General features: G+C 65.7%; 15 protein-coding genes. 4 read left to right on the forward strand and 11 right to left on the reverse strand.

Features of this window, described 5'->3' with window-relative positions:
* Positions 1-125: 125 nt before the first annotated feature.
* From ACIHA7_RS36085 to pruA, 7 genes are all read right to left on the reverse strand, one after another.
* Complete coding sequence (locus ACIHA7_RS36085; protein ID WP_397295981.1) at positions 126-650, reverse strand: Lrp/AsnC family transcriptional regulator; 525 nt, start codon at positions 648-650, stop codon at positions 126-128.
* A gap of 80 nt (positions 651-730) precedes the next feature.
* Positions 731-1,213 carry a pyridoxamine 5'-phosphate oxidase family protein gene (locus tag ACIHA7_RS36090; protein WP_397295983.1) on the reverse strand — a complete coding sequence of 161 codons (483 nt, stop codon included), beginning with the start codon at positions 1,211-1,213 and terminating at the stop codon, positions 731-733.
* A 29-nt stretch (positions 1,214-1,242) separates the two neighbouring features.
* Positions 1,243-2,637 (reverse strand): amidase, encoded by a 1,395-nt coding sequence (locus ACIHA7_RS36095; protein ID WP_397295985.1) that lies wholly within the window; start codon positions 2,635-2,637, stop codon positions 1,243-1,245.
* 196 nt (positions 2,638-2,833) lie between these two features.
* Entirely contained in the window at positions 2,834-3,643 is an 810-nt protein-coding gene (locus tag ACIHA7_RS36100; RefSeq protein ID WP_397295987.1) for an NAD-dependent epimerase/dehydratase family protein, read from the reverse strand.
* A 112-nt stretch (positions 3,644-3,755) separates the two neighbouring features.
* The gene (locus tag ACIHA7_RS36105; protein WP_397295988.1) at positions 3,756-5,192 is read right to left on the reverse strand and encodes an amino acid permease; all 1,437 of its coding nucleotides are present in this window, start codon (positions 5,190-5,192) and stop codon (positions 3,756-3,758) included.
* 165 nt (positions 5,193-5,357) lie between these two features.
* Positions 5,358-6,326, reverse strand: a complete 969-nt coding sequence (locus ACIHA7_RS36110) for a proline dehydrogenase family protein (protein WP_397295989.1) — start codon at positions 6,324-6,326, stop codon at positions 5,358-5,360.
* Positions 6,326-7,963, reverse strand: coding sequence for an L-glutamate gamma-semialdehyde dehydrogenase (pruA, locus tag ACIHA7_RS36115; protein WP_397295991.1), 1,638 nt, complete (start codon positions 7,961-7,963; stop codon positions 6,326-6,328). Before pruA ends, ACIHA7_RS36110 begins: the two co-directional genes overlap by 1 nt.
* A gap of 127 nt (positions 7,964-8,090) precedes the next feature.
* Here pruA and ACIHA7_RS36120 point away from each other — a divergent pair, with 127 nt between their 5' ends.
* Positions 8,091-9,350, forward strand: coding sequence for a PucR family transcriptional regulator (locus tag ACIHA7_RS36120; RefSeq protein WP_397295992.1), 1,260 nt, complete (start codon positions 8,091-8,093; stop codon positions 9,348-9,350).
* A gap of 16 nt (positions 9,351-9,366) precedes the next feature.
* Positions 9,367-10,134 (forward strand): ribonuclease III family protein, encoded by a 768-nt coding sequence (locus tag ACIHA7_RS36125; protein ID WP_397295994.1) that lies wholly within the window; start codon positions 9,367-9,369, stop codon positions 10,132-10,134.
* Positions 10,135-10,518: 384 nt separating this feature from the next.
* Here ACIHA7_RS36125 and ACIHA7_RS36130 read toward each other — a convergent pair whose 3' ends face one another.
* The gene (locus ACIHA7_RS36130; RefSeq protein WP_397295995.1) at positions 10,519-10,818 is read right to left on the reverse strand and encodes a hypothetical protein; all 300 of its coding nucleotides are present in this window, start codon (positions 10,816-10,818) and stop codon (positions 10,519-10,521) included.
* Between the two features lie 240 nt (positions 10,819-11,058).
* Here ACIHA7_RS36130 and ACIHA7_RS36135 point away from each other — a divergent pair, with 240 nt between their 5' ends.
* Positions 11,059-11,280, forward strand: coding sequence for a hypothetical protein (locus ACIHA7_RS36135; RefSeq protein WP_397295997.1), 222 nt, complete (start codon positions 11,059-11,061; stop codon positions 11,278-11,280).
* A 39-nt stretch (positions 11,281-11,319) separates the two neighbouring features.
* Here the strand turns inward: ACIHA7_RS36135 and ACIHA7_RS36140 are convergent, their stop codons facing one another.
* Together ACIHA7_RS36140 and ACIHA7_RS36145 are read right to left on the reverse strand one after the other, a co-directional pair.
* A complete protein-coding gene (locus ACIHA7_RS36140) occupies positions 11,320-11,988 on the reverse strand; it encodes a class I SAM-dependent methyltransferase (protein WP_397296335.1) in 669 nt (222 codons plus the stop codon).
* A 376-nt stretch (positions 11,989-12,364) separates the two neighbouring features.
* Positions 12,365-13,852, reverse strand: coding sequence for a DUF222 domain-containing protein (locus ACIHA7_RS36145; protein WP_397295998.1), 1,488 nt, complete (start codon positions 13,850-13,852; stop codon positions 12,365-12,367).
* 731 nt (positions 13,853-14,583) lie between these two features.
* On the opposite strand from ACIHA7_RS36145, the gene ACIHA7_RS36150 reads away from it, so the two are divergent.
* Positions 14,584-15,006: a hypothetical protein gene (locus tag ACIHA7_RS36150; RefSeq protein ID WP_397296000.1), complete on the forward strand. Its 423-nt coding sequence runs from the start codon at positions 14,584-14,586 to the stop codon at positions 15,004-15,006.
* On the opposite strand, the gene ACIHA7_RS36155 is transcribed toward ACIHA7_RS36150, so the two are convergent.
* The gene (locus ACIHA7_RS36155) at positions 14,996-15,700 is read right to left on the reverse strand and encodes a hypothetical protein (RefSeq protein ID WP_397296001.1); all 705 of its coding nucleotides are present in this window, start codon (positions 15,698-15,700) and stop codon (positions 14,996-14,998) included. The two genes, ACIHA7_RS36150 and ACIHA7_RS36155, sit on opposite strands and share 11 nt — an antisense overlap.
* Positions 15,701-15,775: the final 75 nt, after the last annotated feature.

A 15,775-nucleotide genomic window follows, 5' to 3' on the forward strand; every position in this document is an offset into this window, starting at 1 on the left:
TGTCTTTTTTTGGGGTGTGGGGCGGGGCGCCGCGGGGGGCGCCCCCCCCCTTGTCCCCGCCCAACACTGGGTTGTTGACAACCGGGGGGGGGGGGGGGGGCCGCGGGGGGGGCCCCCCGCCCCTGTCATGTCGTGGTGTTCGTCCGCGGGCGCATGTGCTCGAAGATCAAGATCGTCTCGGTGGACGCGACCGCCGGATGCTCGCTCAGGTTGTTCAGCACGAACCGGCGCAGCTCGTCGGTGTGCGAGGTGGCGACGTGGATCAGATAGTCGTCAGCGCCCGCGATGAAGTACACATTGAGCACCTCCTCGAACTCCGACATCTGCTCGCCGAATTGGGCCAGATGCTGGCGGGCGCTGGCGCGCAGTCGCACCGCGATCATGGCCTGCAGGCTGCGGCCGAGTGCGGCCGGATCTATGTCGGCGTGGAACCCGCGAATGACGCCGCGCTCCACCAGGGCGCGCACGCGGCCGAGGCAGGTGGACGGGGCGATGCCCGCCGCGGCGGCGAGCGCGTTGTTCGTCATCCGGCCGTCGCGCGCGAGCTGGTCGAGCAGGATCCGGTCGATATCATCGATCGGAACACCGGCCGGCGGGTGGATCGGCGGTGCGGGTGCAGTCGAGCCGCCGGGTGAATCATTCTTCCGCATTCCTCGACGGTACAGAATCTTGTTCGTAAATCCTGCCTTAGTCTCGAATTATCTTCGATAAATCTGAAATGTTACTGTGCTCACGCGCGCCACGAGGTGGCGGGGAGGCCGTTGAAGAAGTCTTTTCCGGACAGCACGCGCAGTCGCCACGGGCGTAAGCGCAACAGGCTGACACCGGGTGACTCCGGTCCATGCCAACCGGGTACGCCGATGCCGCCGGGGTCGTAGCCGAGCGGTGGCGGTGTGCTGCGGAAGAGCTCCCACAATCTGGTCTTCGTCTCGAGGTCGCCGACCCATTCGGCGGCGCACTCCGCCAGGCAGGTGTCGTGCGTCGGCACCCAGTAGTTGCACGACACATACGGGCTGTGCGCGAGGTGGGCCAGCTTGGCTGGGGTCTGACCGGTGAAGATCCAGCCCGTCAGCTCTTGGCCGTCCCACTCCCAGATCGGATGGAGGACGCGACTGCGCGGGCGCCCGGCCGGATCGGTCGTGGACACGGTGCACCAGACGATGCTGTGTGCGAACTCCACGAAAGGTAGTGCGATATCGCCCAATTCGGTCACATCGGCCACCATAGCCGCCGAACCGTGTTTCAGCCCAGCGGACGCGGATGTGGCCGAGCCTGTTCGAGCTGAGCGGCGACGGTGAGGATGGTCGTTTCGCCGTTGCTCGGGCCGATGAGCTGAACCGCGAGCGGCACACCGTCCGTGCCCACTCCGGCGGGCAGGGACGCTGCTGGGTGACCCGTCACGTTCCACAGCGCGGTGTAGGCCACCATCGAGATGGACCGGAGTTGCGCGCGAACCGAATTCACGCCGTCGAGCACGCCGATGCCCGGCGGGCGGCCTGCCAGGGTGGGGGTGAGCAGCAGGTCACTATCGGCGAAGACGCGATCGACCTTGTGCGCCACGGCTTCTCCCTGCCGGATCGCCCACTCCACGACGGGCCGCCGAGCCCAGGCGCCCAGTGCGACGGTCTGACGGGTGCGGCGTTCGAGCAGCTCCGGATGCTCGACATGGTCGGCCTCGGCACGGACCCCGCCGAAGAACTGCGGGTAGAAGGCGTGCAGGAACTCGGGGTAGTGCGGATCCACCTCGAAGACGGAATGACCGAGATCGGCAAGGAGTTTCGCGGTATCGAGTACCGCGCGGACATGCTCCGGGTGCGGCTTCGTCAGAGGGGAAGGCGATTTCGTGCTGTAGCCGATCCGCAGACCCGTGGTCGGTTGCCGCGCGGCCTGCTCGAACGACATCACCGGGTCCGGCGCGGTGAACCGGTCGCCGGGAGTGTTGCCGCGAATCACGTCGTAGACGATGGCGGAGTCGAGCACGCCTCTGGTCAAGGGACCGGTCACACCCAGCGCCCACCAGAGATGCTCGAAGGGCGCGATTGGCACCCGCCCGCGTTGTGGTTTGAGGCCGAACAGTCCACAGCAGGCCGACGGGATGCGGATGGAGCCGCCGCCGTCACTGCCGATCGCCACCGGTACCAGGCCCGCCGCGACCGCCGCGGCGGAGCCACCGCTTGAGCCGCCGGTGGTCCGGGTTCTATCCCACGGATTGCGGGTCACGCCGTACGTGCTCGACTCGGTGAACGGCCACTGCCCGAACTCGGGCATGGCCGTCTTACCGACGATGACGGCGCCCGCGGCCCGCAACCGGCGCACCACCTCGGCATCGGCCTGCACGGGGGTCGAGTTGGCCCGGGTGCCGAAGGAGGTCACCGCGCCCGCGACGTCGATCTCGTCCTTGATCGCGATAGGTATGCCGTGCAGTGGGCCGACGGCGCCCGCGGCACGCTCCCGGTCCCGCTCGATCGCCTCGGCGCGAGCCTGTTCGTGGCGTACACGGGTGAAAGCATTCAGGTCGGCGGCCGCGTCGATGGCGTCCAGCGTGGCGGCGACGAGTTCGTGTGTGGACAGTGCGCCCTGCTCCAGCAGCGCGCGCTGTTCGAGCACACCTGCGGATACGACGTCCCGGAGATCCATCTGCGACCGCTCCTCTCGGTCACGCGGCACCGCGTGACCAGCACGACCCGAGCCGTCGTGCCGCAGCCCCGACAGTAGATAGCCGTATGACCATTTCGCAATCAATACGGATGCGAATCACAAAGAGTTCAGTGTTTCGGCGAACTGGGTCCGTGAGATTTCGGATCAGGCACCTGGACTCGCATAGAAAGCCAGGTCAGAGTGGGTTCGGTAGACCGAGTGGGGTTTCCAGGAAAGCCCCGCCGATATGCTCCGGTACGGCCGCCACCGCGGCGAGAATCTCCGGAGCGAACTTCTCGGCGTCGTCGAGACTGCGGTAGCCGAGCTCCTCGGCCTCGCGTAACGAGACGACCGCGCGCGTATTCTTCGACACGCCCCACAACACCCGGAAGCCAGGGCTTTTCGCGCTCAGGCACGCCTCGTACAATCGGGCGCCGTCGTCGGGGGACAGCCACAGCGACAGTCCGCGGACATCATGCGGCCGCTCGAAGCACGACCCGATGCGGATACACAGCACATCCATCCCGAACCGCGAGTGATAAAGGCTGCCAAGCGCTTCGATCGCCGCCTTGCTGAACCCGTAATAGGTGTCCGGCCGCGGCGGTGCCTCGCCGGCAATGCCGTCCGGGCCCGCCTCGCCGATTAGCCGGTAGCCCACCGCGTGATTGCTGGAGGCCAGCACGATGCGTGAGATACCCGCTTGTCGTGCGGCTTCCAGAACGGTATGCGTGCCATCGATATTTACCGCGAGCACCCGTGCCCAGCTGTCCTCGCGGCTGATCCCGCCGAGATGGATGATCGCGTCCACGTCCCGGCAGGCGTCGGCCATGGTGTCAGCGTCGGTGAGCGACCCCGTGACGATCTCGACGCGTTCTTCCGGTGCGGGAGTGGGGAGTTCGGTCAAATCCAAGAGGCGCAGTATGCGATCCGGGCGACGTAGGCGCGAACGCAGCAGCGTGCCGATACCGCCACCCGCGCCGGTGACGAGAATTCGTTGAGAACCCACGCGACCTCTCCTCCATCCGGTACGTCGCCGAGAACAAAGCTGGGTGGGTGGCCATACGGCCCACCCACCCAACCGGTCCGAGGAGCTGGCGTCAGTGCCCCTCGGAGTTCCTTCAGATCACCTCGGCTGTCTCCGCCGAACCCCTGCGCTCCAGCTTGGAGTGCGTGCGCGAGTAGGCGAAGTACACGACGAGCCCGACGATCAGCCAGACCGCGAACCGCGCCCAGGTCTCCCACGGCAGCGACCAGATCAGGTACAGCGAGAAGCCGATGCCGATCAGCGGGACCACCGGCATGAACGGCAGCTTGAACTCGCGCGGCTCATCGGGCCTGGTGCGCCGCAGCACGATCACGGCGATCGAGACGACGATGAAGGCCATCAGGATGCCGATGTTGGTGAGCTCGGCGACCACGGTGATATCCAGCAGACCCGCCATCACGGCGGCGCCGATGCCGACGATCCAGGTCACCCTGGTCGGCACCTTGCGCACCGGATGCGTCTTGGCGAACCATTCGGGCAGCAGCCCGTCCCGGCTCATCGCGTACCAGACGCGGGTGACGCCGAGCATGAAGGTGAGCACCACGGTGACGATGCCGACGATGGCGCCGATCGCGATGATGTTCGCGATACCCGGCATGCCGACCGATTCGAACGCGGTGGAGAAACCGCTTGTCGGGCTGATCTCGGTGTACTTCTGCATGCCGGTGAGCACCAGCGTGGCCAGGACATACAGCACCATCGCGATGGCGAGTGAGTAGAGGATGGCCTTCGGCAGGTGCTTCTTGCCGTCGGTCGACTCCTCGGCGGCCGTGCTCATCGCGTCGTAGCCGAACACGGCGAAGAACACGGTGGCCGCGCCGGTCCACACCGCGGCGCCGCCGAACGGGAAGTACGGGGTGTAGTTCGAGCTGTCGATGTGGAAGACACCGAGCACGATGATCAGCACGACCAGAGCGACCTTGATGGCCACCGCGACGGATTCGAAACGGCCGACGCTGCGGATGCCGCGCGAGAGCACCCACGCGGTACCGAGGCAGAACAGCATTGCGAACACGTCGACCACATGGCCGTCGCCGGTGCCGCTCGCACCCAGCATCCAGCTGGGCAGATCGATGTTCACCTGCTCGAGCAGGAACTTGAAGTAGCCGGATACGCCGATGGCGACGACCGCCGCCACGGCGATGTACTCCAGCAACAGGTCCCAGCCGATGAACCAGCCCGCGAGCTCGCCCAGCGACACGTAGCCGTAGGTGTAGGCGGAACCCGCCTTCGGCACCATGCCGGCGAACTCGGCGTAACAGAGCGCGGCGGCGGCGCTGGCGACGCCGGCGATCAGGAACGAGATCAGCACCGAGGGACCGGTGACGGAGTTGGCGACCGCGCCGGCGAGGGTGAAGATACCCGCGCCGATGATGCCGCCGACGCCGATCGCCGTGAGCTGCCACAGGCCGAGCGACCGGGCCAACTGCTCATCGGCAGGGCTGTCGTCATCGATCTGCCCCATGGGTTTGCGGCGCAGCATTTGGCTGCGCAACTCCGCAATGGACATGTGCTTCCTTTCGTCCTCCGCGCTCCGCGACGATGCGTAACGCAGATCACACTTCGAGCTGTGGTTACTAAATACGACCACAGCGCGACTGTGATCGGCGAGTTGGCCAAATATTGTTCAGCGTGGTTGGCCAACCGGACGGGCGCGGGGCGACCGCGCCCCCCGTCAGTGCTGGCTACCGGGTTTCAACGAGCGCAGGAAGAACGCGACATTCGCCGGACGCTCGGCCAGCCTGCGCATGAAATAGCCGTACCACTGGTCGCCGTAGGGCACGTAGACGCGCAGATGGTTCCCCTCGTCGACCAGCTTGCGCTGCTCGGCGTCGCGGATGCCGTACAGCATCTGGAACTCGAACTCGTCGGGTTTGCGATGCGTTGTCTCGACACAGTTGTGTGCGGCCTCGATGAGTGCCGGATCGTGCGTGGCGACCATCGGGTAGCCGTCGCCGAGCATCAGCAGCCGTAGGCAGCGCAGATAGGACTCGTCGACGTCGGCCCGGCTTTGGAACGCGACAGAGGCCGGTTCCTTGTAGGCGCCCTTGCACAGCCGGATCCGGGAGCCGGGGCCCGACAGGTCGCGGCAGTCACCCTCGGTACGGCGCAGGTAGGCCTGCAGGACCGTGCCGAGAGTGGGGAAGTCGGCACGCAATTCACCCACGATGCCCAGGGTGGAATCGGTGGTCGTGTGGTCCTCGGCGTCGATGTTGACCCAGACGCCCGCCTCCTGCGCCGCCGCGCAGATCCGGTGGGCGTGCTCCAGCGCGATCGCGTGCCCGTCGCGCGGCAGGGACTGGCCGAGCGCCGACAGCTTGAGCGAAACCTCCAGCGGCCGAACCGACTCCGTGTCCGCGCTGACATCGAGCCGAGCCAGCGCGGACAGCATGTGCAGGTAGTGCGTGACCGTGGTGCGGGCCTGCTCGATCTCGGTGGTGTCCTCACCGAGATAGTCGATGGTGACGTAGCGGCCGGAGCCGAGCAGGGTCTCGACCGCGGCCACCGCCTGATCCGCGGAGTCGCCCGCGACGAACCGGTCGACCAGCTTCTTGGTGGTCGGCATCCTGGTGATGGTGCGCTCCATGCGCGGCGAACGGGACGCGGCCAGCATGGCGGGCCGCAGCAAAGCGGAGAAGGCCATCAGAGCTCCTGGTGCGGGTAACGGTGATCGGTGGCCGGGACGAACGTTTCCTTGATGGTGCGGGCGGAGGTCCAGCGCAGCAGGTTCTGCGCCGAGCCTGCCTTGTCGTTGGTGCCGGAGGCGCGCGACCCGCCGAACGGCTGCTGCCCGACGACCGCGCCGGTGGGCTTGTCGTTGATGTAGAAGTTGCCCGCGGCGAAGCGCAAGCCCTCGGTCGCGGTGGCGATCGCCGCGCGGTCGTCGGCGATGATCGCACCCGTCAGGGCGTAGGGCGAGCCCTTGTCGACCAGATCGAGGGTCTGCTCGAAGGAGCCGCGGACCGAGTCGTCGTAGACGTGCACGGACAGGATCGGGCCGAAGTACTCGGTGTGGAATGCCTCGTCGGTGGGGTCCTCGCCGAGCAGGACGGTCGGGTCGACGAAGTAGCCGACCGAATCGTCGGCGTGCCCGCCCGCGGCGATCGACAGACCCGGCGTGGCTTTCGCGCGGGCGATGGCCTCGGCGTTCTTGTCGAAGGCGCGCTTGTCGATCAGCGCACCGCCGTAGTGGCTGAAATCGGTGACGTCGCCGTAACTCAGGATGGCGACCTTGTCGAGGAAATCGCGGCCCATCTTGGCCCACACCGACTTGGGAATGAACGCGCGCGAGGCGGCCGAGCACTTCTGGCCCTGGTAGTCGAACGCACCGCGGATCAGGGCGGTGGTCAGCACGTCGGGATCGGCGGAGCTGTGCGCGACGACGAAGTCCTTGCCGCCGGTCTCGCCGACCAAGCGCGGGTAGGCGTTGTAGTCGGCGATGTTCGCGGCGACCGAGCGCCACAGGTGCTGGAACGTCGCGGTGGAGCCGGTGAAGTGGATGCCGGCCAGACGACGGTCCGCCAGGGCCACGTCCGAGACCTTCGGACCCGCACCGTTCACCAGGTTGATCACGCCGGGCGGCAGGCCGGCGGCCTCGAGCAACTGCATCGTCCAGTACGCCGCGACCGACTGGGTCATCGCGGGCTTCCAGATCACGGTGTTGCCCATCAGGGCGGGCGCGGTCGGCAGGTTGCCGGCGATGGCGGTGAAGTTGAACGGGGTGATCGCGTAGACGAAGCCGTCCAACGGGCGGTACTCGACCTTGTTCCATACGCCGGGGGAGGAGATCGGCTGGTCGGCGAGGATCTGACGTGCGAAATGCACGTTGAAGCGCCAGAAGTCGACGAGCTCGCACGGGCTGTCGATCTCGGCCTGGTACGCCGTCTTGGACTGGCCGAGCATCGTTGCGGCGGCGATGGTTTCGCGCCACGGTCCGGCCAGCAGATCCGCGGCGCGCAGGAACACCGCGGCCCGGTCCTCGAACGACAGGGCGCGCCAGGCAGGTGCCGCGGCGGTGGCCGCGGTGATCGCGTCCTCGACGTCGCTGGGCTTCGCGGTGGTGAGGGTGCCGAGCACCGCGGCGTGCTTGTGCGGCTGCACAACATTGATCGTCTTGCCGGAACTGCGCCGGTGCTCACCGCCGATGACGTGGTGCACCTCGGTCTGGGTCGCGCCCAGTTCGGCCAGTTTCGCCTGCAACCGTGTACGTTCCGCACTACCGGGGGCGAAGCTGCCGACCGGCTCGTTCGCCGGCCGCGGTGTGGACACGATGGCGTCCATGGTTCCTCCTGCTGGATGTGGCATTTGTGAGGTCAGCCGAAGTCAACACCGGAAAAGTGCCCGGGAAATGGGCCGAAAGGACAAAGATGGGATGAGTGTGTTGTCGAGTTGGCCGAAAGGCGTAGACGTGGCTGTTGATAGTGAGCTTGTTGCCGCGGACATCGACCTGTTCGGTTTGGCGCAGATCGTTGCGCAGAACGCGGGTGGCATGGTGTCGATCGAAGACCCGCAGTCCCATGTGCTGGCGTACTCGGCCTCCGACGAAGCGGCCGATCAAATGCGGGTGATGTCGATCCTGGGTAGAGAGGGGCCACGCGAATACTTGGCGGTCCTGCGCAAGTGGGGAGTGTTCGACCGGCTGCGCCGGACCGACGAGGTCATCGACGTGCCGGAGCACGAGGAGTTGAACATCAAGCGCAGGCTCGCGGTGAGCATCCGGCACCCCGCCGACGGTGCCGCGCGGGCGCCGCGGGTGCTCGGCACCATCTGGCTGCAGCAGGGCGCTCGGCCGTTCAAGCCGGACGCGGCGGAGATTCTGCGTGGCGCCTCGGCCATCGCGGGCCGCCTCATTTCGCGCAGTCTCGACGCGCCGTCCACTGAAGCGTTGCTGGTGCAGCGACTTTTCGGTGAGGGTGGGTCCGTCGATGTCGCGTCCGTGGCGAGTGCGCTGAACCTGCCGATGACCGGGCCTGCCGCCGTGGTCGGCTTCGCGCTCACCGCCACCGAAAGCGCTCCGGCCACCGAACCTTCCGCGCTGGGCAGCATGCTTCGCCTGCGCGCCAGCTCATTTCGCAACGACTCGGTGACGGCCAGTCTCGGCGACCGCGTTTATGTGCTGTTGCCCAGTTACAAAGCCGCGCAGGCCGTTACGGCTTGGACGCGCCAGCTCGTCGAGCAACTCGAATCCAAACGCGGCCTGGCGCTTCGCGCGGCCATCGCGTGCCCGGTACCCGACCTGAGCGGCGTCGCCGGGGCCAGGCGGGAGGTCGACCGAGTCCTCGACAGCACCATCGCTACCTACCCGCGCGGACGAGTCACCACCCTCGCCGAATCTCGGACCGCTGTACTGCTCGGTGAAATTCTCGATCTGGTCGGCAACCGCTCCGAACTGCACGACCCCCGCCTGCGCACCCTCTCCGAATACGACCGCAAGCATTCCGCGAGTCTGCGCGAAAGCGTCGACATCTACCTGCGCGAACACGGCGACGTCCGCAATGCCGCCACCGCACTCCAAGTCCATCCGAACACGTTGCGGTACCGCATCCGTCGCGTCGAGGAGATACTTCGCATCGACCTCACCGACCCTGCCGACCGGCTACTACTGGAAATCCAGCTTGCGCTGCACCGTCGTGAACACGGCCGCGAAGGCGGGGCCTCGACTCGCTGATCGGAGGTGGTTCGCGGTGCGCGAGTTGCCGCGCATGGCCAAGGGGGAGTATTTCGAAGCCGTGCTGGGTGTTTCGCTGGACGCGGAGTTGCTCGATCAGGCGCTGACGCACCGCTCGTTCGCGTACGAGCATGGCTCGCCGCACAACGAGCGACTGGAGTTCGTAGGTAGCGCGACTGTCGGCGTCGCGGTCGTCGCGTCGCTGTACCGTCGGCATCCTGACCTGCACGAGCGCGAGCTGTCCAGGCTCCGGTTGGCGATCGTGAACGAGCACGCGATTGCCGAGGTGGCCCGCCGTCTCACCCCGGGTGGGTTCGGCCGTTATCTGCGGCTCGGCCGCGGCGAGGCGGCGACCGGCGGGCGCGACAAAGACGGCATTCTGGCCGGTGCGCTGAAGGCGGTCATCGGGGCGGTGCAGATGCAGTTCGGACATGGCGTCAGCTATCCGCTCGTGCTCCGATTGTTCGAGTCGGCGATCGAAGAGGCAGGACGCGGCGGACCGGGGCCGGGACCGGACTGGAAGACGAGCCTGCAAGAGCTCACCTCGGCGCGTGGTCTCGGCGTGCCGGGATATGTTGTGCACCAGCAGGATGCGGCCCGCGAGCAGCGGTTTGCCGCCACGATCGACATCGGTGGGGCGATCTTCGGCCCGGCGCACGGGCGGAGTAAGAAAGAGGCGCAACAGCGGGCTGCTCAGCTGGCGTGGACTACGTTGACCCAGCAATCGAGCGAGACGAACGGTGGGCCGGAAGGCGGGTCCGGCGAGCAGGAATCGCGCGGGTAGCCGACTGTAAGGCTTGCCTCGCGATGGGCACGATGCGATACTCGGGGAGTCCTCGCCACCTGGTTTTCCCCTATGGGAGTGGGCGTCTGATCCGACGGTCCGTCCACTGTTGTAGGGGTCTATCGCAGCTGGTGTTGTTTCTTCGCTATGCCAGGAGAACAACGCCATGTCTGCGCCCATGGTTCTGCTGTCCATCACTCCGCTGACACTGCTTGCCGTCGCCGCTCTCATTCGACGCGGTAGCGAATCCATCGCGATCGTTCTCGCCACGATGGCAGCCATCTATACCAGCGATGCCGAGCGTGGCCGCCGTGCACTGGCGGCCCTGCGAATACTGCTTCCGGAAAGGCGGATTTCGCTCACCAGGCGGTCAGATCGGGGGAGCTAGCACTTTCCCTTGGCTGCGTCCCGGATTCCGGCAATGGTCGACTGGCGGTCCGCTTCGCTGAGAGTTGACCATTGCGGGGACTGGGGGAGCAGCGCGATCGTGTCCTCTGCCGTCCTGTTCGCGGACTCCTCGCTGGCCGCCTTCAGCTTGCTCAACACGGGCAGGTAGTTCTCGCACGTCTTACCCCGCACCACATCGTTCGCCGCGGTTGTCGGCGCGGCATCCGTGCTTGTCGTAGAACTACACGCCGACAATGCCAGCGCAATCCCAACGGCCAGCAGGGCAATGCTTTTCATCGCGATCTCCTCATCAGAATGGGGAGACCCTACCTGCACCCACCGCCCTCGTCCACGCGACAGCGAGCGCACTTCTCGTTCAATGCGCGACCGCCGCAGAGTCGGTCTGCCACACGTCGAATGTTCAGGGGACAGACACCGTACCCACTGGTTGCCAGACTCGGGTGAATACACGAACGCATGACGCGAGTCCAGCGGCGCTGAACCGTCTCAACGCCTCGCGACACGGTAGGAGCCAATATGACCGACGAGAAGATCTGGCTCGAACGCGAGATCAAGCGATTGGAAAGCGAGTCGGCGCGCTTGGAAGGTTTTGTCCGACAGCGTCGCGCTGAGGTGCATCGAGCAAGCACCTCCCGCGACAGCCAACATGCGCAGGGGCAGTTGGCGAAAGCGGCGGCCGACCTGCGAAACACGAAAACTGCGCTCGCGAGTTATCGGCAGAATCTGCGCCGATACTGAAAGGCCGCAACAGTTTTGATGTGCTGGCCCCAGCCGTGTTCAAGCCTTCAGCAGGCGGTACACGATGAACGTCGGCACTCCGACGAGTCCAGCGAGTTCGTCGGGCCAGCGCTCGAGCGCTTCACTGCTCGGTTGAGGTTCGGCTACTCGGTCGACAACAAAGCCGGCCCGGCTGAATTCTGTGATGACGGCAGACAGCGGGCGGCGCCAGAAATGTTGGGTGACTTCGACGCCGTTCTTGGACCAGGTATCGCTGACGAGCTCGGTATCGAAATACCCGCCCTGTTGAGTCGGTAGCGATGGCCCGAACGGGTGATCTACGGACATGACGACCCAACCGTCCGGACGCAATGCGGACGCGAAGGATCGCAGCGGAATCGTCCAGTCACGCAGATAGTGCAGTGTGAGCGAGCAGGTGACCCCGTCGAACGAACCCGGTTCAACCGGAAGGGGTTCGGCTAGATCAGCCACAAAGAAGCGACCTGCACGCCCTGCGCAGCGGCGCTCTGCTTCTTCGACCATCCGCGGACTCATGTCTATACCGGTCACTTCCGCGCCGGCATCGAGCAGCCACTCGCATTGTGCGCCGGAGCCACAGCCGGCGTCGAGCACTGCCGCGCCGACCAACGGGGTGGGCACCAATGCGCGGACCGCCGGTCGTTCCAGTCCTGCGTTGAAGGGCCCCGCGTCGGTCGCAGCTGACCACACCGGCGCCAAGCGGTCGTACTCCGCACGGGTGTGGCGGGCGTGCAAAACTGGATCGGATGACAGGGCTGTCATGGACGACAGAGCCGGATCGCACGGCATATCCGAAGACATAGGGACAGCATGACAGGCCGTCGGCAAGCCCTGGTGCTCGAGGAAGACGATGGGATCGAACCCACAGGACTACCAAAATTGAGTGCGGCTTGTCGTGGCGGTCCGCTAGGACGGCACCGCATGATATTCGACTGTAGTGGAACAAGGTGCCGAAATAGCTTGTGCTGTAGTCGGTTAGGCATCTATCAACCGCAGCCGCCGGCCGGGCCGCCATAATGGCCCGGTCGTCCCGGCTGGCGTCGCACTGACGCCAGCCCCGAGCGGCTCACGCAGCGCCGATCAATCGCTGATCTTGTTGCGTCCGCTCACCCTTTTGGTTCGCCTCTTGCTGTTTTCGCTCATGGACACGCGAGAGTGCTTCGGCGAGGAGTTCGCCCGGGCGGTGACGATTGTTGACTTGGGGCTGCCCACTGGGATTGATGTGTGGTGGTCCGATCCACCCGACCCGGCCGGGGTGCGCCGTTTCCGGTCCGAGAACAACCGTTTTCCAGCCGCCCGGCCCGTCATGAACCAGCGCATGGCACTGGTCACAGGCCAGCGTCTCGTTGCCGATATCGGTCGGCCCGCCCTTGTTCCAGTCGGTGACGTGGTGGATGGCGCACACACTCGCGGGAGCGTCGCAACCGGGACGTGAGCAGCCGCGTACGGCAGCGATCAACGCCAATCGCTGTGCGGTAGAAGCCAAACGTTTGGTGCGACCTAAATGTAACGGCAAACCGTCGGTGTCGAACACCATCAGGAACGGCTCCGACTCCGCAGCCAGCTTCAGTGCCTCGCTGATCGGAACCAGTCCTCCGGTCGCGGTGGTCGCAACCCCGGCGGCTCTCTCGACATCAGCGACGTTCATCGTCAAGATCGTTGAAACCGGAAGTCCGCGATGCGATCCCAGCTTCTCCGGTGCGACACAGTGCCGCAGCAACGCGAGAAACCCGTCGTGGGTGCGTTGCGCAGCGCTACGGGCGTCGCGCCGAGCTGCGGCGGCAAGTTGATCTTGATCCACGTATTCATCCGCACCGGACGGACTTTCGGGATCGTCGGGGTTATTCATGCCGGGTCGAGCAAGTTTGGCCATGGCCGGATCCAGCAGTGCGCGCAGCGTCGGCGTTATCTCACCTTTGATCGGCGACATCCCGTCCGCACGCTGACGGCCGATGGTGATACCCCGCATGCGGGCCCGGTCGGTATCGTCGGTGCGTTCCCCGTCCGGATCCAGGTACGCGAGGATCGCCTCGCCCACCTTGGTGATGTCGTCGGGCGACCCGGTCCGAGCAAAGTCGGCCAGAAGCTGTTCTGCGGCTTCGAATTCCGCATTCGCCGTCGACCCGGGCACGCGCTTCATCACCGCTGCGATCTGACGCGCATGATCAGCCGAGATCTCACCGTCAACTTGTGCGGCCGCGGTGCGTGGCAAGCGCGGCTCCTGGGCTTCGCCACCCATGTCATGCCACGACCCGAGTGACAACGCCGCAGCAACCCGCGCGCCCGCTTCGGCGTTGGACAGCCGCAGCGTGTGCATCAGAAACTTCTTTGTGGTGCCGGTTCCCGTCTGGTTGGGCAGGTTTCGATCAGAGGCTTGCACAATCAATCGATGCCCGACGGCCACCAACATCCGAGTGGCCTGCTCGACATCACGCAACAGCTCGATGATCTTGTCGTCGGACATAGCGGTCAACGGCCGTTCGAGGAGATCGGCGACAGCACCAAGCAGCGGATCAGCGACCCGTCCCTGATGTTCTTCGCCTCTCGAACTCATGTACTAGACCCTAGCCATCCCAGCCAACGAATTCCAGAGAAAACCCCATCTGATCTGCGGGTTTTCACAAAAAGTATGTGAACTTGCCGACCAGGTCGGCCTATTCCCCACATCGACTGGGGAGCGACGGCCGGCGCCTGCCGTGCCATGCTTCGATGGATGTTCGGAAAGTGGTGGCAGACAGCACGGACGATGCGAAGGTCTGGTCCGATTACTGGATCTTTGGTGCTGGCCGCCGGGTTGATGATTTCAGGTTCGGCGGCGCAGACCACGGCGCGACCGGATATGCCGGAGGATTCCGCGCTCTCCGTCTCCCTGCCTGACCCGACGCTTGATCAATCGGTCGAACTGCCCCAGACCGACCTGGGTACCGACAGTAGCGATCTAGGCGAAACCGGCTCGGACACAACCGAAGAAGTCCCACTTGTCATCGATCCGCCCATCGAGCCGCTGGATTCCACACCTTCGACAGATCCGCTGGACACGACGCCGATCGAACCGGTGGACTCGACGCCCATCGAGCCCGTGGACCCTGCGGCACCTATTGAGCAGGTGGACGCCACGACGCCCACCGATCCGCTGGACGCCGCGTCCACAACGGAGGTGCCTACGAACACCGAGCCGCCCCCGTCGACTACTACAGAGATCACAACGGCCACAACGGAATTCCCTAGACTCCCATTGGAGCTGTCGATCGAGGTGACGATCGATATTCAAGGCAGGCCGATCCCATGTGCCACCTGCTCACCGCTACCCACCTCATCGGCTCCGTATCAGCCGGAACGCTGCCCGACCCCGCCGCAGTCGACTACCCAGCGACCCACCACATCGACGTCGGCAACCACCACGCCTCCCCGAACATCGCCCACGACAACACGATCCACGACAAAACAGTCGGTCGGATCCGGCAGCTCGACGACACCGACAACTCGCCGGACCGTGACCTGCCGGCCCGTGCCGACGACTACCTCGACAACTCCCAGCTCGTCCCGAACACCCACTGTCACAACCAGTCCTACCCGGCCAACGCAAACTACGGCACCGTCGACGCAGCCCACCACGCCACGTCGATGAGCTGCCACGCGCCGAAAGGCCCGCAGTATGAAACTGCGGGCCATCGCATCAGCTGCGGGACAACAGCGTTCAGCAGCTGAACGCGTAGGTCGTGCCAGCCGACGTAGCAATCCCGGTCCGAGTGTCGACGACGATCACCGTCGCCGCACGATCCCGCGGGATCTGGCACCGCACATCGGCCAGCGCGGCGGTTTCCCTCGGCAAATTGCCGTTTCCATCGGTCTGTCGATTGCCGAGCGCCCGCAGACCATTGGTGTTGACTCCTGCCGCGTAAAACTCCAGGCGGGCGTTCGGCGACAGACCGCTGGCCTTGTCGACGAAGAGCCAACCGCCGAGCTGATGCTTCTGCGTGCGCACGTGCACCTTGCCCGCAGGCAACTGCGACGCGTCGGCGAAATGCTGTGCGCCCTCGCTGTTCTGGGCCCTGGCGCGGTCGCGCCGATCGGGTGTCACGCAGACGTGGTCGGCAGGCCGCGTCTCCCGCCAGACGAATCCTTGCTTGCAGGTGTCCGGACCGTAAGCGCCACCGTTCGGCGAACGCCGGGCAGCGGCCTGAGCGTTCTCGGCGTGCGCGGTGTCCCGGTCGCCGGGGCGTACGCACACGGTGTCGCCGTTGTAGGCGTCCCGCCAGACATACCCTTGCTGGCAGGTGTAGGGCCCGTAGGGCAGCGCGGACGCCGGTGCGGGCAGCAGGGCGCCGAAACCGGCCACCGCCGCGATTCCCAGCGCGATGGGCAGCGCGCGCAGGGGGCGAGGTACGGAGGTGCGGAACATATCGTGGTCCTTTCAGGCATTGACCAGCCGGTTTCGGCTGAGAACCACTGTCGCCGCACCTACCAACGGCCCACT

It is taken from the genome of Nocardia sp. NPDC052316, from assembly GCF_044547795.1.
Classification (GTDB): Bacteria; Actinomycetota; Actinomycetes; order Mycobacteriales; family Mycobacteriaceae; genus Nocardia.

Coding starts and splice junctions, on each gene's coding strand:
- ACIHA7_RS36130 (WP_397295995.1), bottom strand. CDS start 10,818: ATGAAAAGCATTGCCCTGCTGGCCGTTGGGATTGCGCTGGCATTGTCG.
- ACIHA7_RS36145 (WP_397295998.1), bottom strand. CDS start 13,852: ATGAGTTCGAGAGGCGAAGAACATCAGGGACGGGTCGCTGATCCGCTG.
- ACIHA7_RS36135 (WP_397295997.1), top strand. CDS start 11,059: ATGACCGACGAGAAGATCTGGCTCGAACGCGAGATCAAGCGATTGGAA.
- ACIHA7_RS36095 (WP_397295985.1), bottom strand. CDS start 2,637: ATGGATCTCCGGGACGTCGTATCCGCAGGTGTGCTCGAACAGCGCGCG.
- ACIHA7_RS36110 (WP_397295989.1), bottom strand. CDS start 6,326: ATGGCCTTCTCCGCTTTGCTGCGGCCCGCCATGCTGGCCGCGTCCCGT.
- ACIHA7_RS36085 (WP_397295981.1), bottom strand. CDS start 650: ATGCGGAAGAATGATTCACCCGGCGGCTCGACTGCACCCGCACCGCCG.
- ACIHA7_RS36150 (WP_397296000.1), top strand. CDS start 14,584: ATGTGCCACCTGCTCACCGCTACCCACCTCATCGGCTCCGTATCAGCC.
- ACIHA7_RS36105 (WP_397295988.1), bottom strand. CDS start 5,192: ATGTCCATTGCGGAGTTGCGCAGCCAAATGCTGCGCCGCAAACCCATG.
- ACIHA7_RS36155 (WP_397296001.1), bottom strand. CDS start 15,700: ATGTTCCGCACCTCCGTACCTCGCCCCCTGCGCGCGCTGCCCATCGCG.
- pruA (WP_397295991.1), bottom strand. CDS start 7,963: ATGGACGCCATCGTGTCCACACCGCGGCCGGCGAACGAGCCGGTCGGC.